This is a genomic window from Streptococcus sp. 1559 (assembly GCF_013276735.1).
In the GTDB taxonomy this organism is placed as follows: Bacteria; Bacillota; Bacilli; order Lactobacillales; family Streptococcaceae; genus Streptococcus; species Streptococcus pseudopneumoniae.
In genome coordinates this window covers 1-21,631 of sequence record NZ_VMLO01000044.1, presented here as the reverse complement: position 1 = coordinate 21,631, position 21,631 = coordinate 1, and the positions used below count along the sequence as shown (strand labels likewise).

The following is a 21,631-nucleotide window of genomic DNA, read 5'->3' as shown; positions in this document are numbered from 1 at the left end:
CGATTTTTATTTCAAAAGTGTTACAGAGAACAAGAAAATTTCAGGTTTTCGTGATATAATAGAAGTCTGTATATAAGGAGGTAAATCATGGAGTTAGTGCATGGAATTTCAACACATTTTATCCAATCAAAGAAGTTTAAAACGAACAAAATCACCGTGCGTTTTACAGCTCCATTATCTCTTGATACGATTGCAGGTCGCATGTTGAGTGCGAGTATGCTAGAAACTGCCAACCAGATGTACCCCACTTCTCAAAATTTTAGGAGACACTTGGCCAGTCTATATGGTACAGATATGTCAACCAATTGTTTAAGAAGAGGGCAAAGTCACATTGTAGAATTGACATTTACCTATGTTCGTGATGAGTTTTTAAGTAGGAAAAATGTGCTAACTTCTCAGGTTTTGGAACTTGTAAAAGAAACTCTTTTTTCACCCGTAGTATTTGATAATGGATTTGATCCGTCCTTATTTGAAATTGAGAAAAAACAATTGCTAGCAAGTTTAGCAGCTGATATGGATGATTCTTTTTATTTCGCACATAAAGAATTAGATAAATTATTTTTTCATGATGAACGTCTCCAATTGGAATATAGTGATTTACGAAATCGTATTTTAGCTGAAACTCCACAAAGTTCTTATTCTTGTTTCCAAGAATTTTTGGCCAATAATCGAATCGATTTCTTTTTCCTAGGTGATTTTAATGAGGTTGAAATTCAAAATGTATTAGAATCATTTGGCTTTAAAGGTCGAAAAGGAGATGTGAAGATTCAGTATTGTCAACCTTATTCCAATATACTACAAGAAGGTGTGGTTCGGAAAAATGTGGGACAATCCATTTTGGAATTAGGTTATCATTGCCCTTCTGAATATGGTGATGAGCAACATTTACCCATGATTGTAATGAATGGTTTACTGGGTGGATTTGCTCATTCTAAGCTCTTTACAAATGTCCGTGAAAATGCTGGATTGGCTTATACCATTTCAAGTCAGCTTGATTTATTTAGTGGATTCTTGAGAATGTATGCTGGTATCAATCGAGAAAATAGGAATCAGGCTCGAAAAATGATGAATAATCAATTACTTGATTTAAAAAAAGGTTATTTTACAGAGCTTGAGCTAGAGCAGACCAAGGAAATGATTCGTCGGTCTTTGTTGCTTTCTCAAGATAATCAAGGTTCATTGATTGAACGTGCTTATCAAAATGCCTTACTTGGAAAATCTTCAGCAGACTTTAAAGGTTGGATTGCAAAACTCGAGCAAGTTGACAAAGATGCTATTTGTAGAGCAGCTAATAATGTGAAACTACAGGCGATTTACTTTATGGAAGGAATAGAATGACAAAGGTTGTTTTTGAAGAAAAATACTATCCAGCTGTAAAAGAAATGATTTATCGAACTCGTTTGTCAAATGGATTAACAGTTGTTCTTTTGCCTAAAAAGGAATTTAAAGAGGTTTACGGGAGTGTCACTGTACAGTTTGGTTCGGTAGATACGCTTGTCACAGAAGTTGACGGAGATGTAAAAGAATATCCTGCGGGAATTGCTCATTTTCTTGAACATAAATTATTTGAGAGAGAAGATTCTAGCGATTTGATGTCTGCTTTTACGAGTCTAGGTGCAGATAGTAATGCCTTTACAAGCTTTACAAAAACAAGCTATCTTTTTTCAGCAACGGATCATTTTTTAGAAAATTTAGATTTACTTGATGAATTGGTAACATCAGCACATTTTACTGAAGATTCCATTTTAAGAGAGCAGGATATTATTCAGCAAGAACGAGAAATGTATCAAGATGATCCAGATTCGTGTTTATTCTTTTCAACCTTAGCGAATTTGTATCCAGGTACACCTTTAGCGACGGATATAGTTGGAAGTGAGGAGTCCATTTCCCAAATAAATCTAACTAATTTGCAAGAAAATTTTGCAAGATTTTACAAACCTGTAAACATGTCTCTGTTTTTAGTTGGTGATTTTGATGTAGAGAAAGTACAGGACTATTTTGAAAGAAAAAAACTGAAAGATTTAGATGTTCAGGAACTAGCAAGAGAAAAGTTTCTTTTACAGGCTGTAAAGCAAACAGACAGTATGAGAATGGAAGTATCTTCTCCCAAACTAGCGATTGGAGTTAGAGGTAAGCGAGAAGTTGCTGAGGCGGATTGCTATCGACATCATATTTTATTAAAATTATTGTTTGCAATGATGTTTGGTTGGACTTCGGATCGTTTTCAAAAATGTTATGAATCAGGTAAAATAGATGCTTCCTTATCTCTTGAAATTGAAGTAACAAGTCGTTTTCATTTTGTTATGTTGACAATGGATACGAAAGAGCCAGTTGCTTTATCCCATCAATTTAGGAAGGCCATTCGTAATTTTACAAAGGATTTAGATATTACAGAGGATCATTTAGATATTATCAAAAGAGAGATGTTTGGAGAATTTTTCAGTAGCATGAACTCTCTTGAATTGCTTGCAACGCAATATGATGCTTTTGAACATGGTGAGACAATTTTTGATTTGCCGAAAATTTTACAGGAAATTACTTTAGAGGATGTCCTTGAAGCAGGGCATCACTTAATAGATGAAGGGGATATAGTTGATTTCACAATATTCCCATCGTAGTAACCTATCATAATAGACACTAGAAAGAAGGGATGACAAGTATGAGAAAAAAAACAATTGGTGAGGTTTTACGATTAGCTAGAATCAATCAGGGATTGAGTTTAGATGAATTGCAGAAAAAGACAGAAATCCAGTTAGATATGTTGGAAGCAATGGAAGCAGACGATTTCGATCAACTTCCAAGTCCTTTTTACACGCGTTCTTTCTTGAGAAAATATGCATGGGCTGTTGAGTTAGATGACCAAATTGTCTTGGATGCTTATGATTCTGGGAGTATGATTACTTATGAGGAAGTAGATGTTGATGAAGACGAGTTGACAGGGCGCAGACGTTCAAGTAAGAAAAATAAGAAAAAACCATCCTTTTTACCTTTATTTTATTTTATCCTTTTTGCCTTATCTATTTTAATTTTTGTGACCTATTATGTTTGGAACTATATTCAAACTCAACCAGAGGGGCCTTCTCTTTCTAATTACAGTGTGGTTCAATCAACAAGTTCAATAAGTTCAACTAGCTCTGTTCCCCACTCCTCAAGTAGTAGTTCATCTAGCAGTTCTTCTAGTATAGAATCAGCTATAAGTGTATCAGGTGAAGGAAATCATGTAGAAATCGCTTATAAGACAAGTAAGGAAACAGTTAAATTGCAATTGGCAGTTTCAGATGTTACAAGTTGGGTCAGCGTTTCAGAAAGCGAACTTGAGGGCGGTGTAACCTTATCGCCAGAGAAGAAAAGTGCAGAAGCAACAGTTGCAACTAAAAGTCCTGTAACAATTACCTTAGGTGTTGTAAAAGGTGTTGCTTTGACAGTAGATAATCAGACTGTTGATTTATCGAAATTAACAGCTCAGACTGGACAAATCACTGTAACCTTTACTAAAAATTAAGGAAAAACGAATGAAAAAAGAACAAATTCCCAATCTTTTAACAATAGGTCGAATTCTCTTTATACCTATTTTTATCTTTATTTTAACGATAGGAAATTCGATAGAGAGTCATATAGTGGCAGCTATTATCTTTGCTATTGCTAGTATTACAGATTATTTAGATGGATATTTAGCTCGTAAATGGAATGTGGTCAGTAATTTTGGTAAATTTGCAGATCCTATGGCGGATAAGTTACTAGTTATGTCGGCTTTTATTATGCTGATTGAGTTAGGTATGGCTCCAGCTTGGATTGTTGCAGTGATCATCTGTCGTGAGTTGGCTGTGACAGGTTTAAGGCTTTTATTGGTTGAAACTGGTGGAACAGTTTTAGCAGCAGCAATGCCTGGAAAAATTAAAACTTTTAGTCAGATGTTTGCCATTATTTTCTTGCTATTACATTGGACTTTGCTTGGTCAAGTTCTACTTTATGTGGCCTTGTTTTTCACTATCTACTCTGGCTATGATTATTTCAAGGGTAGTGCCTATGTATTTAAAGGGACATTTGGTTCGAAATGAAATCAATAATTGATGTAAAAAATCTTTCTTTTCGTTATAAGGAAAGTCAAGAATACTATGATGTGAAGGATATTACGTTTCACGTGAAACGTGGAGAATGGCTTTCGATTGTAGGGCATAATGGTAGTGGTAAATCAACGACGGTTCGATTAATTGATGGCTTACTGGAAGCAGAATCTGGAGAGATTGTAATAGATGGTCAACGGTTGACTGAGGAAAATGTTTGGAAAATACGTCGTCAAATCGGTATGGTTTTTCAAAATCCAGACAATCAATTTGTTGGAGCGACTGTTGAAGATGATGTAGCCTTTGGTTTGGAAAATCAGGGTCTTTCTCGTCAAGAAATGAAAAAGAGAGTGGAGGAAGCTCTAGATTTGGTTGGCATGTTGGACTTTAAAAAGAGAGAGCCGGCGCGTCTATCAGGTGGCCAAAAACAACGTGTGGCCATTGCAGGTGTTGTAGCCCTAAGACCAGCTATTTTAATCTTAGATGAAGCAACGAGTATGTTGGACCCTGAGGGGCGTAGAGAACTGATTGAGACAGTACAGGGAATTCGGAAAGACTATGATATGACGGTCATTTCTATTACCCATGATTTGGAAGAAGTTGCCATGAGTGACCGCGTATTGGTCATGAAAAAAGGGGAAATTGAATCAACTAGTAGCCCAAGAGAACTTTTCTCTCGAAATGATTTAGATCAAATTGGATTAGACGATCCTTTTGCCAATCAAGTAAAATATTCTTTGAGCCAGAATGGCTATGATTTACCTGAAAATTATTTGACAGAAAGTGAGCTAGAGGATAAATTATGGGAATTGCTCTAGAAAATGTGAGTTTTACATATCAAGAAGGGACTCCCTTAGCTTCAACAGCTTTGTCGGATGTTTCTTTGACGATTGAAGATGGTTCTTATACGGCTTTAATTGGGCACACAGGTAGTGGTAAATCAACTATTTTACAACTCTTAAATGGTTTATTGGTGCCAAGTCAAGGGAGTGTGAGGGTTTTTGATACCTTAATCACCTCGACTTCTAAAAATAAAGATATTCGTCAAATTAGAAAACAGGTTGGCTTGGTATTTCAGTTTGCTGAAAATCAGATTTTTGAAGAAACGGTTTTGAAAGACGTTGCTTTTGGACCGCAAAATTTTGGAGTTTCTGAGGAAGATGCGGAGCAGATTGCGCGTGAGAAACTGGCTTTGGTTGGAATTGATGAATCACTTTTTAATCGTAGTCCGTTTGAGTTGTCTGGTGGACAAATGAGACGTGTCGCCATTGCAGGCATACTTGCCATGGAACCAGCTATATTAGTCTTAGATGAGCCAACAGCTGGTCTAGATCCTCTAGGGAGAAAAGAGTTGATGACCCTGTTCAGAAAACTCCACCAGTCAGGGATGACCATCGTCTTGGTAACACATTTGATGGATGATGTTGCTGAACATGCGAATCAAGTCTATGTGATGGAAAAGGGACGTCTAGTTAAGGGTGGTAAGCCAAGTGATGTCTTTCAAGATGTTGTCTTTATGGAAGAAGTGCAGTTGGGAGTACCTAAAATTACGGCCTTTTGTAAACGATTGGCTGATAGAGGCGTGTCATTTAAACGATTACCGATTAAGATAGAGGAGTTCAAGGAGTCGCTAAATGGATAGTATGATTTTAGGGCGTTATATCCCAGGGGATTCGATTGTTCACCGATTGGATCCACGTAGCAAATTGCTTGCTATGATGCTACTGATTTTGATTGTGTTTTGGGCTAATAACCCCTTGACGAATCTGATTCTTTTTATAGCGACAGGGATATTTATTGCCTTGTCAGGAGTATCTCTTTCATTTTTTATTCAGGGCTTGAAGTCTATGTTTTTCTTGATTGCCTTCACAACTATTTTTCAACTATTTTTCATTTCTAATGGGAATGTTTTATTTGAGTTTTCGTTTGTGAGAATCACGGATTATTCTTTGCAACAAGCTGGAATTATTTTTTGTCGTTTTGTATTGATTATTTTCTTTTCAACTTTGTTAACTTTAACGACCATGCCCTTAAGTTTAGCATCAGCTGTCGAAGCTTTGTTAGCGCCTTTAAAGCGTGTGAAAGTTCCAGTTCATGAAATTGGATTGATGCTGTCCATGAGTCTACGTTTTGTCCCAACATTAATGGATGATACGACGCGGATTATGAATGCGCAGAAAGCGCGTGGAGTGGATTTTGGTGAAGGAAGCATTGTTCAAAAAGTAAAGGCGATGATTCCCATTTTGATTCCTCTTTTTGCAACAAGTTTAAAACGTGCGGATTCCTTGGCTATCGCTATGGAAGCGCGTGGTTATCAGGGTGGAAAAGGCAGAAGTCAATACCGACAATTGAAATGGACTCTAAAGGATACGCTGACCATTCTTGTTATTATCGTACTTGGTTGTTGCTTATTTTTCTTAAAATCTTAGTAGCTTTCAGGAATTGATAAAAAAGTTACTGTAACAGTTCTTGATATAAAGGTAGGGATATGAACCGTTTTAAAAAATCAAAATATGTCATTATTGTTTTTGTCACTGTTCTGCTTGTCTCAGCTCTCTTAGCGACGACTTATTCAAGTACAATTGTGACAAAATTAGGAGATGGAATCTCATTGGTTGATAGGGTTGTGCAAAAACCTTTTCGGTGGTTTGATTCTGTCAAATCAGATTTGGCTCATTTGACACGAGCATATAATGAAAATGAAAGTTTGAAGAAACAGCTTTACCAGTTAGAAGTCAAATCAAATGAGGCGGAAAGTTTAAAGACGGAAAATGAACAACTGCGTCAATTGCTTGATATGAAGTCTAAATTGCAAGCCACAAAGACTTTGGCAGCAGATGTTATTATGCGTTCTCCGGTATCTTGGAAGCAGGAGTTGACCTTGGATGCAGGTAGATCAAAAGGTGCTTCTGAGAATATGTTAGTAATTGCAAACGGTGGTTTGATTGGGAGTGTTTCAAAAGTGGAGGACAACTCTACTATGGTCAACCTTCTGACAAATACGGAAAATGCTGATAAGATTTCTGTTAAAATTCAACACGGCACTACCACAATTTATGGTATTATTGTTGGCTACGACAAGGAAAATGAAGTTCTTAAAATTAGCCAATTAAATAGTAATAGCGATATTAGTTCAGGCGATAAGGTGACAACGGGTGGATTAGGAAACTTTAATGTTGCGGATATTCCTGTTGGTGAAGTGGTTGCCACAACGCATAGTACAGACTATTTGACACGAGAAGTAACTGTTAAATTGAGTGCAGATACTCATAATGTGGATGTGATAGAATTAGTGGGGAATTCATAATGAGACAGTTGAAGCAGGTTGGAGTATTTTTATTGCTTCCTTTCTTTGTTCTAATTGACGCCCATATTAGCCAGCTTCTGGGCTCATTTTTCCCCCATGTACATTTGGCTAGTCATTTTCTGTTTCTATTTCTCTTATTTGAGACGATAGAAGTATCAGAGTATCTCTATCTAGTCTATTGTTTTGTTATAGGCTTGGTTTATGATGTTTACTTTTTCCATCTAATAGGGATTGCAACTCTCTTATTTATCTTATTGGGAGCCTTCCTTCATAAATTGAATAGTGTTATTTTGTTGAATCGTTGGACAAGAATGCTAGCTATGATTGTGCTGACATTCCTGTTTGAAATGGGTAGTTATCTTTTGGCTTTTATGGTAGGGTTGACAGTAGATAGCATGTCGATTTTTATAGTCTATAGCTTGGTACCGACGATGATTTTAAATTTTTTATGGATTACTGTTTTTCAATTTATTTTTGAAAAATATTATCTATAAGAACGACATATAAATGTAACAAAGGCGTAATGTTTATTGGAATTTTTTTTGGTATACTAGTATTGTCTTAAACAGAAGGAGTATTTATTAGCCATGAAGAAAAAAATCTTAGCCTCGCTTTTATTAAGTACAGTAATGGTTTCCCAGGCAGCAGTATTGACGACTGCCCATGCAGAAACGACTGATGACAAAATTGCTGCTCAAGATAATAAAATTAGTAATTTAACAGCACAACAAGAAGAAGCACAAAAACAAGTTGATCAAATTCAGGAGCAAGTATCTGCGATTCAAGCAGAGCAATCTAACTTGCAATCTGAAAATGATAGATTACAAGCAGAATCTAAGAAACTCGAGGGTGAGATTACAGAACTTTCCAAAAACATTGTTTCTCGTAACCAATCTTTGGAAAAACAAGCTCGTAGTGCTCAAACAAATGGAGCTGCAACTAGCTATATCAATACCATTGTAAACTCAAAATCAATTACAGAAGCTATTTCACGTGTTACTGCAATGAGTGAAATCGTATCTGCGAACAACAAAATGTTAGAACAACAAAAGGCAGATAAAAAAGCTATTTCTGAAAAACAAGTAGCAAATAATGATGCTATCAATACTGTAATTGCTAATCAACAAAAATTAGCTGATGATGCTCAAGCATTGACTACGAAACAGGCAGAACTAAAGGCTGCTGAATTGAGTCTTGCTGCTGAGAAAGCGACAGCTGAAGGGGAAAAAGCAAGTCTATTAGAGCAAAAAGCAGCAGCTGAGGCAGAGGCTCGTGCAGCTGCGGCAGCAGAAGCAGCTTATAAGGCAAAACAAGTAAGTCAACAACAAACAGTTGTTGCTTCTGGAAATACGACTTTTGCAGCACAGGTTCAAGCTGTAGCTTCTTCGGAATCAACAACATATACTCCTGTGGCAGTCAAACAACGCCCAACATACAGTACAAATGCTTCAACTTATCCAATTGGTGAATGTACATGGGGAGTTAAAACATTAGCACCTTGGGCTGGAGACTATTGGGGTAATGGAGCACAGTGGGCCACAAGTGCAGCAGCAGCAGGTTTCCGTACAGGTTCAACACCTCAAGTTGGAGCAATTGCATGTTGGAACGATGGTGGATATGGTCACGTAGCGGTTGTTACAGCTGTTGAATCAACAACACGTATCCAAGTATCAGAATCAAATTATGCTGGGAATCGTACAATTGGAAATCACCGTGGATGGTTCAATCCAACAACGACTTCTGAAGGTTTTGTAACATATATTTATGCAGACTAATTATAGAGGGACTCGAATAGAGCCCTCTTTTCAGATTTTACCAGAGACAATAACTATTAAAAATCCCATCAAAATAGCTTGAAAATATCGAAAAAGTATGGTAGAATAAAAATTGTCGTATGAACGATAATACTCATTCTTGATGAATTGTGAAGCAGTTGCCCTTGGGTCGTTTTGCGAGTTGAAGTCAAGAAGAGGAAAAAACAAAAAGGAGAAATACTCATGGCAGTAATTTCAATGAAACAACTTCTTGAGGCTGGTGTACACTTTGGTCACCAAACTCGTCGCTGGAACCCTAAGATGGCTAAGTACATCTTTACTGAACGTAACGGAATCCACGTTATCGACTTGCAACAAACTGTAAAATATGCTGACCAAGCATACGACTTCATGCGTGATGCAGCAGCTAACGATGCAGTTGTATTGTTCGTTGGTACTAAGAAACAAGCAGCTGATGCAGTTGCTGAAGAAGCAGTACGTTCAGGTCAATACTTCATCAACCACCGTTGGTTGGGTGGAACTCTTACAAACTGGGGAACAATCCAAAAACGTATCGCTCGTTTGAAAGAAATCAAACGTATGGAAGAAGATGGAACTTTCGAAGTTCTTCCTAAGAAAGAAGTTGCACTTCTTAACAAACAACGTGCGCGTCTTGAAAAATTCTTGGGTGGTATCGAAGATATGCCTCGTATCCCAGATGTGATGTACGTAGTTGACCCACATAAAGAGCAAATCGCTGTTAAAGAAGCTAAAAAATTGGGAATCCCAGTTGTAGCGATGGTTGACACAAATACTGATCCAGATGATATTGATGTAATCATCCCAGCTAACGATGACGCTATCCGTGCTGTTAAATTGATCACAGCTAAATTGGCTGACGCTATCATCGAAGGACGTCAAGGTGAGGATGCAGTAGCAGTTGAAGCAGAATTTGCAGCTTCAGAAACTCAAGCAGATTCAATTGAAGAAATCGTTGAAGTTGTAGAAGGCGACAACGCTTAATTTATATAAATAGTAATTACCTAGGAGGGCGGGGCTTAGCCCGGCTCTCCTATTTTTAAAAAATATAGGAGAATCAAAATGGCAGAAATTACAGCTAAACTTGTAAAAGAGTTGCGTGAAAAATCTGGTGCCGGTGTTATGGACGCTAAAAAAGCGCTTGTAGAAACAGACGGTGACATCGAAAAAGCGATTGAATTGCTTCGTGAAAAAGGTATGGCTAAGGCAGCTAAGAAAGCTGACCGTGTTGCTGCAGAAGGTTTGACTGGTGTTTATGTTGACGGTAACATTGCAGCAGTTGTTGAAGTAAATGCTGAAACTGACTTCGTTGCGAAAAACGCTCAATTTGTTGAGTTAGTAAACGCAACAGCTAAAGCAATCGTTGAAGGAAAACCAGCTAACAACGAAGAAGCTCTTGCTTTGACAATGCCTTCAGGTGAAACTCTTGAAGCTGCATACGTATCTGCAACAGCAACTATCGGAGAAAAAATCTCATTCCGTCGCTTTGCATTGATTGAAAAAACAGACGCACAACACTTTGGAGCTTACCAACATAACGGTGGACGTATCGGTGTTATCTCTGTAATCGAAGGTGGAGACGAAGCACTTGCTAAACAAATTTCAATGCACATCGCAGCGATGAAACCAACAGTTCTTTCATACAAAGAATTGGATGAGCAATTTGTTAAAGATGAGTTGGCACAATTGAACCACGTTATCGACCAAGATAACGAAAGTCGTGCAATGGTTAACAAACCAGCTCTTCCACACTTGAAGTATGGATCAAAAGCACAATTGACTGATGAAGTGATTGCTCAAGCTGAAGCTGACATCAAAGCTGAGTTGGCTGCAGAAGGCAAACCAGAAAAAATCTGGGACAAAATTATCCCAGGTAAAATGGATCGCTTCATGCTTGACAACACTAAAGTTGACCAAGCTTATACACTTCTTGCACAAGTTTACATCATGGATGACAGCAAGACAGTTGAAGCATACCTTGAATCAGTTAACGCTTCAGTAGTTGAGTTCGCTCGCTTTGAAGTTGGTGAAGGTATTGAGAAAGCTGCAAACGACTTTGAAGCTGAAGTTGCAGCTACAATGGCAGCAGCCTTGAATAACTAATTATAGAAAGGAAGTAAATTTGCTTCCTTTTTTCTATGCAGTCGATCCTTATAGGGAGAGCTTCCTATTTTCAAGGTAAAAATAAAAAGCCCTATAATAAGGGCCAATTGTATTTAGGAGACTAAACTTCAAATTCATAGAGTGCTGTAGAGAGATAACGTTCACCGTTATCTGGTGCTAGAGCAAGGATTTTTTTACCTGTACCTAATTTTTTGGCAATCTCGATGGCTCCGTAGATAGCTGCAGCTGAGGAAATCCCTACAAGGAAGCCTTCTTTTCCACCAATTTCACGTCCGAGTGCAAGAGCATCATCTGATGTTACACGAACGATACCATCATAGGCTTTAGTATCAAGTGTATCAGGAATAAATCCAGCTGAGATACCTTGAATTTTGTGAGGACCAGGTTTTTCACCAGATAGAATAGCAGATTCATCAGCTTCCACTGCATAAACTTGAATGTTTGAATTTGCTGATTTGAGTGCATGAGAAACACCAGAAATCGTTCCACCGGTACCCACTCCAGCAACAAAGGCATCTAGTCCATCTTTACCGAAAGCAGCTAGTATTTCAGCTCCTGTTGTTCTTTCGTGTACTTCTGGATTAGCTGGATTGTCAAATTGAAGAGGAAGGAAGCCATCACGTTCAGCAGCGATTTCTTGAGCCTTAGCAATAGCACCCTTCATTCCTTCGCTACCAGGCGTAAGGACGAGTTCAGCACCATAGGCTTGGATAATCTTACGGCGTTCTACACTCATAGTTTCAGGCATAACGATGACAACTTTATACCCTTTAGCAGCCCCTACCCATGAAAGTCCAATACCAGTGTTTCCACTTGTTGCTTCAACAATAGTAGAACCAGGTTTCAGAATACCATCTTGTTCAGCTTTTTCAATCATGCTAAGGGCAATACGGTCTTTTACAGATGAACCAGGATTAAATGCTTCAAGTTTTACATAGACATCTGCAGCACCTTCTGGCACAATGTTGTTGAGTCTAACAATCGGTGTTTGACCGACTAGTTCAGTAATGTTGTTATAAATAGACATATGAATACCTCTTTGTATAAGATATTTCTAGTATAACGCTATCTATACCATTTGTAAAATATAGAAATCCTATCGAAGTGATAGGATTTTTTTATATCACAGGTCTAAGCCATTAATTTTTAAGCGATTGTGTTCAGCTAATTCTAGTAAATAGGTGTAAAGGAAAACGATATCAGGTTTCGTTTGAATTGCTTCATTTTCTAGTATATTTTGGTACGCATCTTTTTATTTTGCTAATTAAAGTAGCGGTGGAAATATCAGTGAAACACTGTATTATCTATTGTTTACACTAGGTTTACAGGAACCTCAACTTCGCGTAAACCTTGATCAGTTAAAGTGACTTTTCCATTAAAAAATTCTACCAGTGCATCTTTAATAGTTTCTTTTTCTTCTTTATCAACATAAATCATCGTATCGACTTGATCTGTAAAGTTTGTATCCAGCTCCATGAGATTATGTTCTTTAAGAAAGTTACTGTACTCTTGGTACTGAGCATAAGACATTTGAATAGCAATGCCCGCCTGTTCCTTTATTTCAATGATGCCAATTTCTTTGACAGCTAAGGCGACACTGCCGGCGTAAGCACGAATTAGTCCTCCAGCGCCTAGTTTAATACCACCAAAGTAGCGTGTCACAACCACACAGACATTGGTGAGATTGTGATTTTCTAGTACCCCAAGCATGGGAACACCAGCAGTACCACTAGGCTCACCATCATCACTTGTACGTTTAATTTCACTACGTTCTCCAATAATAAAGGCAGAGCAGTTATGTGTCGCTTTGTAGTGTTCTTTTTTGATGGCAGTAATGAAGTCACGAGCCTCTTCTTCGCTATAAACACGCTTGGCATGGCAGATAAAGCGAGATTTTTTGATTTCTTCTTGGACTTGACCGTCCTCTTTAATTGTTCTAAATTCCATGATTTAATTGTACTAAAAAATCATCTAAAGTGCTAGTTTTTACGAATAAAGAAGTATGAAAGTAAATCCAAATTATCTCGGTCGTTTATTTACTGAGAATGAATTAACAGAAGAAGAACGTCAGTTGGCGGAGAAACTTCCAGCAATGAGAAAGGAGAAGGGGAAACTTTTCTGTCAACGTTGTAATAGTACTGTTCTAGAAGAATGGTATTTGCCCATCGGTGCTTACTATTGTCGAGAGTGCTTGCTGATGAAGCGAGTCAGAAGTGATCAAACTTTATACTATTTTCCGCAGGAGGATTTTCCGAAGCAAGATGTTCTCAAATGGCGCGGCCAATTAACTCCTTTTCAAGAGAAGGTGTCAGAGGGACTACTTCAAGCAGTAGACAAGCAAAAGCCAACCTTAGTTCATGCGGTAACAGGAGCTGGAAAGACAGAAATGATTTATCAAGTAGTGGTTAAAGTGATTAATGGAGGTGGTGCAGTGTGTTTGGCTAGTCCTCGCATAGATGTTTGTTTGGAGCTGTATAAGCGCCTGCAAGATGATTTTGCTTGCGAGATATCTTTACTACACGGAGAATCAGAGCCGTATTTTCGAACACCACTAGTTGTTGCGACGACCCATCAGTTATTGAAGTTTTATCAAGCTTTTGATTTGCTGATAGTGGATGAAGTAGATGCCTTTCCTTATGTTGACAATCCCACGCTTTACCATGCTGTCAAGAATAGTGTAAAGGAGAATGGATTGAGAATCTTTTTAACAGCGACTTCGACAGATGAGTTAGATAGGAAAGTCCGTTTAGGAGAACTAAAAAGATTGAGCTTACCGAGACGGTTTCATGGAAATCCGTTGATTATTCCAAAACCAATTTGGTTATCGGATTTTAATCGCTACTTAGATAAGAAGTGTTTGTCGCCAAAGTTAAAGTCCTATATTGATAAGCAGAGAAAGACAGGTTATCCGTTACTTATTTTTGCTTCAGAAATTAAGAAAGGGGAGCAGTTAAAAGAAATCTTACAGGAGCAATTTCCAAATGAGAAAATTGGCTTTGTATCTTCTGTAACAGAGGATCGATTAGAGCAAGTACAAGCTTTTCGAGATGGGGAGCTGACAATACTTATCAGTACGACAATCTTGGAGCGTGGAGTTACATTCCCTTGTGTGGATGTTTTCGTAGTAGAGGCTAATCATCGTTTGTTTACCAAGTCTAGTTTGATTCAAATTGGTGGACGAGTTGGACGAAGTATGGATAGACCGACAGGAGATTTGCTTTTCTTCCATGATGGGTTAAATGCTTCAATTAAGAAGGCGATTAAGGAAATTCAGATGATGAATAAGGAGGCTGGTCTATGAAGTGCTTGTTATGTGAGCAGACTATGAAGACTGTTTTAACTTTTAGTAGTCTCTTACTTCTGAAGAATGATGCCTCCTGTCTTTGTTTAGATTGTGATTCTACTTTTGAGAGGATTGGAGAAGAGCACTGTCCAAACTGTATGAAAATAGGATTGTCAACAAAGTGTCAAGGTTGTCAATTTTGGTGTAAAGAAGGAGTTGAAGTCAGTCATAGAGCGATTTTTACTTACAATCAAGCTATGAAGGATTTTTTCAGTCGGTATAAGTTTGATGGAGACTTCCTTTTAAGAAAAGTGTTTGCTTCAGTTTTAAGTGAGGAGTTAAAAAAGTACAAAGAGTATCAATTTGTAGTCATTCCCCTAAGTCCTGATAGATATGTTAACAGAGGATTTAATCAGGTTGAGGGCTTGGTAGAGGCAGCAGGTTTTTCGTATCTGGATTTACTAGGGAAAAGAGAAGAGAGAGCCAGTTCTTCTAAAAATCGTTCAGAACGCTTGGGGACAGAACTTCCTTTCTTTATAAAAAGTGGAGTCACTATTCCTAAAAAAATCCTACTTATAGATGATATCTATACTACAGGAGCAACTATAAATCGTGTCAAGAAACTGTTGGAAGAAGCTGGTGCTAAGGATGTAAAAACATTTTCCCTTGTAAGATGAGGAAAAAATTTGCAAAAATAGAATGAAAGCGTTATAATAAAATCATAAAAACAAAAATGTTTAGAAAGAAGGTACTCATATGATTAAATATAGTATACGTGGTGAAAACCTAGAAGTAACAGAAGCAATTCGTGATTATGTAGTTTCTAAACTCGAAAAGATCGAAAAGTATTTTCAAGCTGAACAAGAGTTGGATGCTCGAGTTAACTTGAAGGTGTATCGTGAAAAAACTGCTAAAGTGGAAGTAACGATTCCGCTTGGCTCTATTACTCTTCGTGCAGAAGATGTATCTCAAGATATGTATGGTTCAATTGACCTTGTAACTGATAAAATTGAACGTCAGATTCGTAAAAATAAAACAAAAATCGAGCGTAAAAATAAAAATAAGGTAGCAACTGGTCAATTATTTACAGATGCTTTGGTGGAAGATTCAAATGTTGTCCAGTCTAAAGTTGTTCGTTCAAAACAAATTGATTTAAAACCAATGGATTTGGAAGAAGCAATTCTACAAATGGATTTATTGGGGCATGATTTCTTTATCTATGTGGATGTTGAAGATCAGACAACCAATGTGATTTATCGTCGTGAGGATGGCGAAATTGGTTTGTTAGAGGTTAAAGAATCTTAATTTCAATATGTGTAAAGGTAGGTTTACTGAATTGTAAACTACCTTTTTCTTATAATTGATAGAATTACTGATTACACTTTTAAAAAGTCGCTTTTTGAGGGGTATTATGGTATAATGGGTGCCAAGAGGTTTTGAATGAAAAAATTTTATGTAAGTCCAATTTTTCCTATTCTAGTAGGATTGATTGCGTTTGGAGTCTTATCCACTTTCATTATTTTTGTTAATAATAATCTGTTGACGGTTTTAATTTTGTTTCTTTTTGTAGGAGGCTATGTTTTTTTATTTAAGAAACTGAGAGTGCATTATACAAGGAGTGATGTAGAACAGATACAGTATGTAAACCACCAAGCGGAAGAAAGTTTGACAGCTCTATTGGAACAGATGCCTGTAGGTGTTATGAAATTGAATTTATCTTCTGGAGAGGTTGAGTGGTTTAATCCCTATGCTGAATTGATTTTGACCAAGGAAGATGGCGATTTTGATTTAGAAGCTGTTCAAACGATTATCAAGGCTTCAGTAGGAAATCCGTCTACTTATGCTAAGCTGGGTGAGAAGCGTTATGCTGTTCATATGGATTCTTCTTCCGGTGTTTTGTATTTTGTAGATGTATCCAGGGAGCAAGCCATAACAGATGAATTAGTAACGAGTCGACCAGTGATTGGAGTTGTGTCTGTGGATAATTATGATGATTTGGAGGATGCAACTTCTGAGTCAGATATTAGTCAAATCAATAGTTTTGTAGCTAATTTTATATCAGAGTTTTCAGAAAAATACATGATGTTTTCTCGTCGGGTAAGTATGGATCGATTTTATCTATTTACTGACTATACGGTGCTTGAGGGCTTGATGAATGATAAATTTTCTGTTATTGATGCTTTCAGAGAAGAGTCGAAACAGAGGCAGTTGCCCTTGACCTTAAGTATGGGATTTTCTTATGGCGATGGAAATCATGATGAAATAGGGAAAGTTGCTTTGCTCAACTTGAACTTGGCTGAAGTACGTGGTGGCGACCAGGTGGTTGTCAAGGAGAATGATGAAACGAAAAATCCAGTCTACTTTGGCGGTGGGTCGGCTGCGTCCATCAAGCGCACTCGTACCCGTACTCGATCAATGATGACAGCCATATCTGATAAGATTCGTAGTGTGGATCAAGTGTTTGTAGTTGGGCATAGAAATTTAGATATGGATGCTTTGGGCTCTGCTGTAGGTATGCAGTTGTTCGCCAGCAATGTGATTGAAAATAGCTATGCTCTTTATGACGAAGAACAAATGTCTCCAGATATTGAACGAGCTGTTTCATTCTTAGAAAAAGAAGGAGTTACGAAGTTGTTGTCTGTTAAGGATGCAATGGGGATGGTGACCAATCGTTCTTTGTTGATTCTTGTAGACCATTCAAAGACAGCCTTAACATTATCAAAAGAATTTTATGATTTATTTACCCAAACTATTGTTATTGACCACCACAGAAGGGATCAGGATTTTCCAGATAATGCAGTTATCACTTATATCGAAAGTGGTGCAAGTAGTGCCAGTGAGTTGATAACGGAGTTGATTCAGTTCCAAAATTCTAAGAAAAATCGTTTGAGTCGTATGCAAGCAAGTGTCTTGATGGCTGGTATGATGTTGGATACTAAAAATTTCACCTCACGAGTGACTAGTCGGACATTTGATGTTGCTAGCTATCTCAGAACGCGCGGAAGTGATAGTGTTGCTATCCAAGAAATCGCTGCGACAGATTTTGAAGAATATCGTGAGGTCAATGAACTGATTTTACAGGGGCGTAAATTAGGTTCAGATGTACTAATAGCAGAGGCTAAGGACACGAAATGCTATGATACAGTTGTTATTAGTAAGGCAGCAGATGCCATGTTAGCTATGTCAGGTATTGAAGCGAGTTTTGTTCTTGCGAAAAATACACAAGGCTTTATATCCATCTCAGCTCGGAGTCGTAGTAAACTGAATGTGCAACGGATTATGGAAGAGTTAGGCGGTGGAGGTCACTTTAATTTGGCAGCAGCTCAAATTAAAGATTTAACCTTGTCAGAAGCAGGTGAAAAACTGACAGAAATTGTATTAAATGAAATAAAGGAAAAGGAGAAAGAAGAATGAAAGTAATCTTTTTAGCAGATGTTAAAGGAAAAGGTAAAAAAGGCGAAATTAAGGAAGTACCAACAGGGTATGCGCAAAACTTTCTTATCAAAAAGAACCTAGCAAAAGAAGCGACTGCTCAAGCTGTAGGTGAACTTCGTGGTAAACAAAAATCTGAAGAGAAAGCTCACGCTGAGATGATTGCAGAAGCAAAAGCAATTAAAGCCCAGCTTGAAGCAGAAGAAACGGTTGTAGAATTTGTTGAAAAAGTTGGTCCAGATGGTCGTACCTTTGGTTCTATTACCAATAAGAAGATTGCAGAAGAATTGCAAAAGCAATTTGGAATTAAGATTGATAAACGTCATATTCAAGTACAAGCTCCGATTCGAGCGGTTGGTTTGATTGATGTGCCAGTGAAAATCTATCAAGATATCACAAGTGTAATCAATCTTCGTGTGAAAGAAGGATAAGTTTACACCTTCTTGACAAGATTGTAAAAGGAAGGGAAGTCTGATGGCAGAAGTAGAAGAGTTACGAGTACAACCTCAAGATATCTTAGCTGAACAATCCGTTTTGGGGGCTATCTTTATTGATGAGAGTAAGCTTGTTTTTGTGCGAGAATATATTGAGTCTCGGGACTTTTTTAAGTATGCCCATCGTTTGATTTTCCAAGCTATGGTCGATTTATCCGATCGTGGTGATGCTATAGATGCAACAACGGTTCGTACTATTCTTGATAATCAAGGCGATTTGCAGAATATTGGTGGCTTGTCTTACTTGGTTGAGATTGTCAATTCTGTGCCAACTTCTGCTAATGCGGAGTATTATGCTAAAATTGTTGCAGAAAAGGCTATGTTACGGCGATTAATCGCCAAGTTGACAGAGTCTGTCAATCAAGCTTACGAGGCTTCACAACCAGCTGATGAAATCATTGCTCAGGCAGAAAAAGGGCTGATTGATGTTAGTGAAAATGCTAATCGAAGTGGATTTAAGAATATTCGAGACGTGTTGAATGTTAACTTTGGAAATCTGGAAGCTCGCTCGCAGCAAACGACTGATATTACAGGTATTGCGACAGGCTATCGTGATTTAGATCATATGACGACTGGTCTGCATGAAGAGGAGTTGATTATCTTAGCAGCTCGTCCGGCGGTTGGTAAGACAGCCTTTGCCTTGAATATCGCTCAGAATATTGGGACTAAGTTGGACAAGACGGTAGCTATTTTCTCACTGGAAATGGGTGCGGAAAGTCTAGTGGATCGTATGTTGGCGGCAGAAGGTTTGGTGGAATCCCATTCTATCCGTACGGGTCAATTGACTGATGAGGAGTGGCAAAAGTATACCATTGCTCAAGGGAACCTAGCAAACGCAAGTATCTATATCGATGATACGCCAGGGATTCGAATTACAGAGATTCGTTCTCGTTCTCGTAAACTGGCTCAAGAAACGGGCAATCTAGGTTTGATTTTGATAGATTACTTGCAGCTTATCACGGGAACTGGGCGAGAAAACCGCCAACAAGAAGTTTCAGAAATTTCACGTCAGTTGAAAATCCTAGCCAAGGAACTGAAGGTTCCAGTAATCGCTCTGAGTCAGTTGTCTCGTGGTGTAGAACAACGTCAGGATAAAAGACCAGTCTTGTCTGATATTCGTGAATCTGGGTCTATCGAGCAGGACGCTGATATCGTAGCCTTTCTTTATCGCGACGATTACTATGAGCGTGGTGGTGAAGAAGAGGAAGGCATACCAAATAATAAGGTGGAAGTTATTATCGAGAAAAACCGTAGTGGAGCTCGTGGAACTGTGGAATTGATTTTCCAAAAAGAATACAATAAATTTTCAAGTATCTCAAAGAGGGAGGCATAAGATGTCAGATGCATTTACAGATGTAGCCAAGATGAAAAAAATCAAAGAGGAAATCAAGGCGCATGAGGGTCATGTAATTGAAATGACTTTGGAAAATGGGCGCAAGCGCCAAAAAAATAGATTGGGTAAGTTAATTGAAGTTTATCCATCCCTATTTATTGTGGAATTTGGGAACGTTGAAGGAGATAAACAAGCTAATGTTTACGTTGAATCCTTTACCTACTCAGATATCCTTACAGAAAAGAATTTGATTCATTATCTGGACTAAAGTGAGAGATTTTCTCACTTTTTCTTTTTTCTCCGAATAGTTTAAGTGAAGGCAATCTTCGATTTATATTATTTTTCAAGGAGGAAGAATGAAAATTTTACCGTTTATAGCAAGAGGGACAAGTTATTACTTGAAGATGTCAGTTAAAAAGCTTGTTTCTTTTTTAGTAGTAGGATTGATGCTAGCAGCGGGTGATAGTGTCTATGCCTACTCTGGAGGGAATGGATCGATTGCGCGTGGAGATGATTATCCTGCTTATTATAAAAATGGGAGCCAGGAGATTGATCAGTGGCGCATGTATTCTCGTCAGTGTACTTCTTTCGCAGCCTTTCGTTTGAGTAATGTCAATGGTTTTGAGATTCCAAGGGCTTATGGAAATGCGAATGAATGGGGGCATCGTGCTCGTCGTGAAGGCTATCGTGTAGATAATACACCGACGATTGGCTCCATTGCTTGGTCTACTGCAGGAACTTATGGGCATGTTGCCTGGGTGTCAAATGTAATGGGAGATCAGATTGAGATCGAGGAATATAACTATGGTTATACAGAAGCCTATAATAAACGAAGTATAAAAGCAAATACGATGACAGGATTTATTCATTTTAAAGATTTGGCTGGTGGCAGTGTTGGGACTAGTCAATCCTTAGCTTCAACAGGGGGCACACATTATTTTAAGACTAAGTCAGCTATCAAAAATCAACCTCTAGCTAGCGCAACTGTGATTGATTACTATTATCCTGGGGAGAAGGTTCATTATGATCAAATTCTCGAAAAAGATGGCTACAAGTGGTTGAGTTATACGGCTTATAACGGAAGTCGTCGCTATATACAGCTAGAGGGAGTGACTTCTTCACAAAATTATCAGAATCAATCAGGAAATAGCTCTAGCTATAGATCCAATAGTAGTCCAACTGTCGGTTGGAAGAAAATAAATGGTAGTTGGTATCATTTCAAATCAAATGGTTCTAAATCAACAGGCTGGCTGAAAGACGGTTCTAGCTGGTATTATTTGAAATTATCTGGTGAAATGCAGACAGGATGGTTAAAGGAAAATGGCTCGTGGTATTATCTGGATAGTTCAGGGGCAATGAAAACAGGCTGGTATCAAGTTTCTGGTAAGTGGTATTATTCTTACTCTTCAGGTGCCCTAGCTGTTAATACGACGGTGGATGGCTACAGAGTAAACAGTGATGGAGAACGAGTGTAGAAAATTGGAGTAGGAAATTTTTCCTGCTCTTTTCTGGTACGACGGGCATGTCGTGCATCTGAGGTGTAAGTCCTCGGTGGGCACCTGCTACCGGTGAACCCAATAGCGATTCCCAAGCCTGACTATCGTGAGGTAGCGGATTAAAACGGTCTGGGGATAGACCGTTTTAAGTCTGACACTGGAAATAAGAATCGTCAGAGGAAGGGATAGCGAAATCGTGGCTCTACGAACAGGAAGGTGATAGTAAGGCGTATATAGCGGATAAGGGGGCCAGAAACTCTAAAGTCCAAAAAGGTAGTCGTAACCCATATGCGTAAATCACGAGA

22 protein-coding genes and 1 pseudogene are annotated in these 21,631 nt (G+C 38.2%); 20 read left to right on the top strand and 3 right to left on the bottom strand.

Translation table 11 applies throughout. The features are described 5' to 3' along the window. Window positions 1–87 precede the first annotated feature (87 nt). The 12 genes from yfmF to tsf all read left to right on the top strand — a co-directional run bounded on the left by yfmF (window position 88) and on the right by tsf (window position 11,267). On the top strand, window positions 88–1,338 hold the full coding sequence (yfmF, locus tag HT688_RS06690) for an EF-P 5-aminopentanol modification-associated protein YfmF (RefSeq protein WP_172923667.1): 1,251 nt from the start codon (window positions 88–90) through the stop codon (window positions 1,336–1,338). Next, window positions 1,335–2,618, top strand: a complete 1,284-nt coding sequence (yfmH, locus tag HT688_RS06685; RefSeq protein WP_000170199.1) for an EF-P 5-aminopentanol modification-associated protein YfmH — start codon at window positions 1,335–1,337, stop codon at window positions 2,616–2,618. The genes yfmF and yfmH overlap by 4 nt, the downstream gene beginning before the upstream one ends. Window positions 2,619–2,659: 41 nt before the next feature. Next, a complete protein-coding gene (rodZ, locus tag HT688_RS06680) occupies window positions 2,660–3,502 on the top strand; it encodes a cytoskeleton protein RodZ (protein ID WP_023936269.1) in 843 nt (280 codons plus the stop codon). 10 nt (window positions 3,503–3,512) lie between these two features. Further along, entirely contained in the window at window positions 3,513–4,058 is a 546-nt protein-coding gene (pgsA, locus tag HT688_RS06675) for a CDP-diacylglycerol--glycerol-3-phosphate 3-phosphatidyltransferase (RefSeq protein WP_000712127.1), read from the top strand. After that, a complete protein-coding gene (locus HT688_RS06670; protein ID WP_000835726.1) occupies window positions 4,055–4,882 on the top strand; it encodes an energy-coupling factor ABC transporter ATP-binding protein in 828 nt (275 codons plus the stop codon). The genes pgsA and HT688_RS06670 overlap by 4 nt, the downstream gene beginning before the upstream one ends. Then, a complete protein-coding gene (locus HT688_RS06665; RefSeq protein WP_023936271.1) occupies window positions 4,867–5,706 on the top strand; it encodes an energy-coupling factor transporter ATPase in 840 nt (279 codons plus the stop codon). Before HT688_RS06670 ends, HT688_RS06665 begins: the two co-directional genes overlap by 16 nt. After that, window positions 5,699–6,493: an energy-coupling factor transporter transmembrane component T family protein gene (locus tag HT688_RS06660; RefSeq protein ID WP_050207771.1), complete on the top strand. Its 795-nt coding sequence runs from the start codon at window positions 5,699–5,701 to the stop codon at window positions 6,491–6,493. The genes HT688_RS06665 and HT688_RS06660 overlap by 8 nt, the downstream gene beginning before the upstream one ends. 59 nt (window positions 6,494–6,552) lie before the next feature. Next, on the top strand, window positions 6,553–7,371 hold the full coding sequence (gene mreC, locus HT688_RS06655) for a rod shape-determining protein MreC (RefSeq protein ID WP_001078988.1): 819 nt from the start codon (window positions 6,553–6,555) through the stop codon (window positions 7,369–7,371). Further along, on the top strand, window positions 7,371–7,865 hold the full coding sequence (mreD, locus tag HT688_RS06650) for a rod shape-determining protein MreD (RefSeq protein ID WP_023933023.1): 495 nt from the start codon (window positions 7,371–7,373) through the stop codon (window positions 7,863–7,865). The genes mreC and mreD overlap by 1 nt, the downstream gene beginning before the upstream one ends. Before the next feature lie 93 nt (window positions 7,866–7,958). Next, window positions 7,959–9,146 (top strand): peptidoglycan hydrolase PcsB, encoded by a 1,188-nt coding sequence (gene pcsB / locus HT688_RS06645; RefSeq protein WP_023936275.1) that lies wholly within the window; start codon window positions 7,959–7,961, stop codon window positions 9,144–9,146. A 222-nt stretch (window positions 9,147–9,368) separates the two neighbouring features. Continuing rightward, complete coding sequence (rpsB, locus tag HT688_RS06640) at window positions 9,369–10,148, top strand: 30S ribosomal protein S2 (RefSeq protein WP_000268466.1); 780 nt, start codon at window positions 9,369–9,371, stop codon at window positions 10,146–10,148. 78 nt (window positions 10,149–10,226) lie between these two features. Next, on the top strand, window positions 10,227–11,267 hold the full coding sequence (gene tsf / locus HT688_RS06635; protein WP_023936278.1) for a translation elongation factor Ts: 1,041 nt from the start codon (window positions 10,227–10,229) through the stop codon (window positions 11,265–11,267). Window positions 11,268–11,388: 121 nt separating this feature from the next. On the opposite strand, the gene cysK is transcribed toward tsf, so the two are convergent. From cysK to HT688_RS06625, 3 genes and pseudogenes are all read right to left on the bottom strand, one after another. Beyond that, window positions 11,389–12,315 (bottom strand): cysteine synthase A, encoded by a 927-nt coding sequence (gene cysK / locus HT688_RS06630; protein ID WP_023936280.1) that lies wholly within the window; start codon window positions 12,313–12,315, stop codon window positions 11,389–11,391. A 96-nt stretch (window positions 12,316–12,411) separates the two neighbouring features. Then, window positions 12,412–12,495 (bottom strand): annotated as a pseudogene (locus HT688_RS11785) (PH domain-containing protein); the annotation flags it as partial. 104 nt (window positions 12,496–12,599) lie between these two features. Further along, window positions 12,600–13,235: a YigZ family protein gene (locus HT688_RS06625; RefSeq protein ID WP_055387779.1), complete on the bottom strand. Its 636-nt coding sequence runs from the start codon at window positions 13,233–13,235 to the stop codon at window positions 12,600–12,602. Window positions 13,236–13,290: 55 nt separating this feature from the next. Between HT688_RS06625 and HT688_RS06620 the strand changes: the two genes are divergently transcribed. The 8 genes from HT688_RS06620 (at window position 13,291) to cbpD (ending at window position 21,305) form a co-directional block, all read left to right on the top strand. Next, window positions 13,291–14,589: an ATP-dependent helicase ComFA gene (locus HT688_RS06620; protein ID WP_055387780.1), complete on the top strand. Its 1,299-nt coding sequence runs from the start codon at window positions 13,291–13,293 to the stop codon at window positions 14,587–14,589. Further along, entirely contained in the window at window positions 14,586–15,248 is a 663-nt protein-coding gene (locus tag HT688_RS06615) for a ComF family protein (protein ID WP_023936284.1), read from the top strand. The genes HT688_RS06620 and HT688_RS06615 overlap by 4 nt, the downstream gene beginning before the upstream one ends. A gap of 79 nt (window positions 15,249–15,327) precedes the next feature. Then, a complete protein-coding gene (gene hpf, locus HT688_RS06610) occupies window positions 15,328–15,876 on the top strand; it encodes a ribosome hibernation-promoting factor, HPF/YfiA family (protein ID WP_000599099.1) in 549 nt (182 codons plus the stop codon). 135 nt (window positions 15,877–16,011) lie between these two features. After that, window positions 16,012–17,985 carry a DHH family phosphoesterase gene (locus HT688_RS06605; protein ID WP_055387781.1) on the top strand — a complete coding sequence of 658 codons (1,974 nt, stop codon included), beginning with the start codon at window positions 16,012–16,014 and terminating at the stop codon, window positions 17,983–17,985. Then, window positions 17,982–18,434: a 50S ribosomal protein L9 gene (gene rplI / locus HT688_RS06600; RefSeq protein WP_000864214.1), complete on the top strand. Its 453-nt coding sequence runs from the start codon at window positions 17,982–17,984 to the stop codon at window positions 18,432–18,434. The genes HT688_RS06605 and rplI overlap by 4 nt, the downstream gene beginning before the upstream one ends. A gap of 43 nt (window positions 18,435–18,477) precedes the next feature. Further along, window positions 18,478–19,830, top strand: a complete 1,353-nt coding sequence (gene dnaB / locus HT688_RS06595; protein ID WP_000852490.1) for a replicative DNA helicase — start codon at window positions 18,478–18,480, stop codon at window positions 19,828–19,830. Window position 19,831: 1 nt separating this feature from the next. After that, window positions 19,832–20,098: a Veg family protein gene (locus tag HT688_RS06590; RefSeq protein WP_001278160.1), complete on the top strand. Its 267-nt coding sequence runs from the start codon at window positions 19,832–19,834 to the stop codon at window positions 20,096–20,098. A gap of 88 nt (window positions 20,099–20,186) precedes the next feature. Next, window positions 20,187–21,305, top strand: a complete 1,119-nt coding sequence (gene cbpD, locus HT688_RS06585; RefSeq protein ID WP_000698583.1) for a choline binding-anchored murein hydrolase CbpD — start codon at window positions 20,187–20,189, stop codon at window positions 21,303–21,305. Window positions 21,306–21,631: the final 326 nt, after the last annotated feature.

What these genes read in the sequence shown, in the direction of transcription:
- yfmF (WP_172923667.1), top strand. Translation starts at nt 88, where the DNA reads ATGGAGTTAGTGCATGGAATTTCAACACATTTTATCCAATCAAAGAAG.
- yfmH (WP_000170199.1), top strand. Translation starts at nt 1,335, where the DNA reads ATGACAAAGGTTGTTTTTGAAGAAAAATACTATCCAGCTGTAAAAGAA.
- rodZ (WP_023936269.1), top strand. Translation starts at nt 2,660, where the DNA reads ATGAGAAAAAAAACAATTGGTGAGGTTTTACGATTAGCTAGAATCAAT.
- pgsA (WP_000712127.1), top strand. Translation starts at nt 3,513, where the DNA reads ATGAAAAAAGAACAAATTCCCAATCTTTTAACAATAGGTCGAATTCTC.
- HT688_RS06670 (WP_000835726.1), top strand. Translation starts at nt 4,055, where the DNA reads ATGAAATCAATAATTGATGTAAAAAATCTTTCTTTTCGTTATAAGGAA.
- HT688_RS06665 (WP_023936271.1), top strand. Translation starts at nt 4,867, where the DNA reads ATGGGAATTGCTCTAGAAAATGTGAGTTTTACATATCAAGAAGGGACT.
- HT688_RS06660 (WP_050207771.1), top strand. Translation starts at nt 5,699, where the DNA reads ATGGATAGTATGATTTTAGGGCGTTATATCCCAGGGGATTCGATTGTT.
- mreC (WP_001078988.1), top strand. Translation starts at nt 6,553, where the DNA reads ATGAACCGTTTTAAAAAATCAAAATATGTCATTATTGTTTTTGTCACT.
- mreD (WP_023933023.1), top strand. Translation starts at nt 7,371, where the DNA reads ATGAGACAGTTGAAGCAGGTTGGAGTATTTTTATTGCTTCCTTTCTTT.
- pcsB (WP_023936275.1), top strand. Translation starts at nt 7,959, where the DNA reads ATGAAGAAAAAAATCTTAGCCTCGCTTTTATTAAGTACAGTAATGGTT.
- rpsB (WP_000268466.1), top strand. Translation starts at nt 9,369, where the DNA reads ATGGCAGTAATTTCAATGAAACAACTTCTTGAGGCTGGTGTACACTTT.
- tsf (WP_023936278.1), top strand. Translation starts at nt 10,227, where the DNA reads ATGGCAGAAATTACAGCTAAACTTGTAAAAGAGTTGCGTGAAAAATCT.
- cysK (WP_023936280.1), bottom strand. Translation starts at nt 12,315, where the DNA reads ATGTCTATTTATAACAACATTACTGAACTAGTCGGTCAAACACCGATT.
- HT688_RS06625 (WP_055387779.1), bottom strand. Translation starts at nt 13,235, where the DNA reads ATGGAATTTAGAACAATTAAAGAGGACGGTCAAGTCCAAGAAGAAATC.
- HT688_RS06620 (WP_055387780.1), top strand. Translation starts at nt 13,291, where the DNA reads ATGAAAGTAAATCCAAATTATCTCGGTCGTTTATTTACTGAGAATGAA.
- HT688_RS06615 (WP_023936284.1), top strand. Translation starts at nt 14,586, where the DNA reads ATGAAGTGCTTGTTATGTGAGCAGACTATGAAGACTGTTTTAACTTTT.
- hpf (WP_000599099.1), top strand. Translation starts at nt 15,328, where the DNA reads ATGATTAAATATAGTATACGTGGTGAAAACCTAGAAGTAACAGAAGCA.
- HT688_RS06605 (WP_055387781.1), top strand. Translation starts at nt 16,012, where the DNA reads ATGAAAAAATTTTATGTAAGTCCAATTTTTCCTATTCTAGTAGGATTG.
- rplI (WP_000864214.1), top strand. Translation starts at nt 17,982, where the DNA reads ATGAAAGTAATCTTTTTAGCAGATGTTAAAGGAAAAGGTAAAAAAGGC.
- dnaB (WP_000852490.1), top strand. Translation starts at nt 18,478, where the DNA reads ATGGCAGAAGTAGAAGAGTTACGAGTACAACCTCAAGATATCTTAGCT.
- HT688_RS06590 (WP_001278160.1), top strand. Translation starts at nt 19,832, where the DNA reads ATGTCAGATGCATTTACAGATGTAGCCAAGATGAAAAAAATCAAAGAG.
- cbpD (WP_000698583.1), top strand. Translation starts at nt 20,187, where the DNA reads ATGAAAATTTTACCGTTTATAGCAAGAGGGACAAGTTATTACTTGAAG.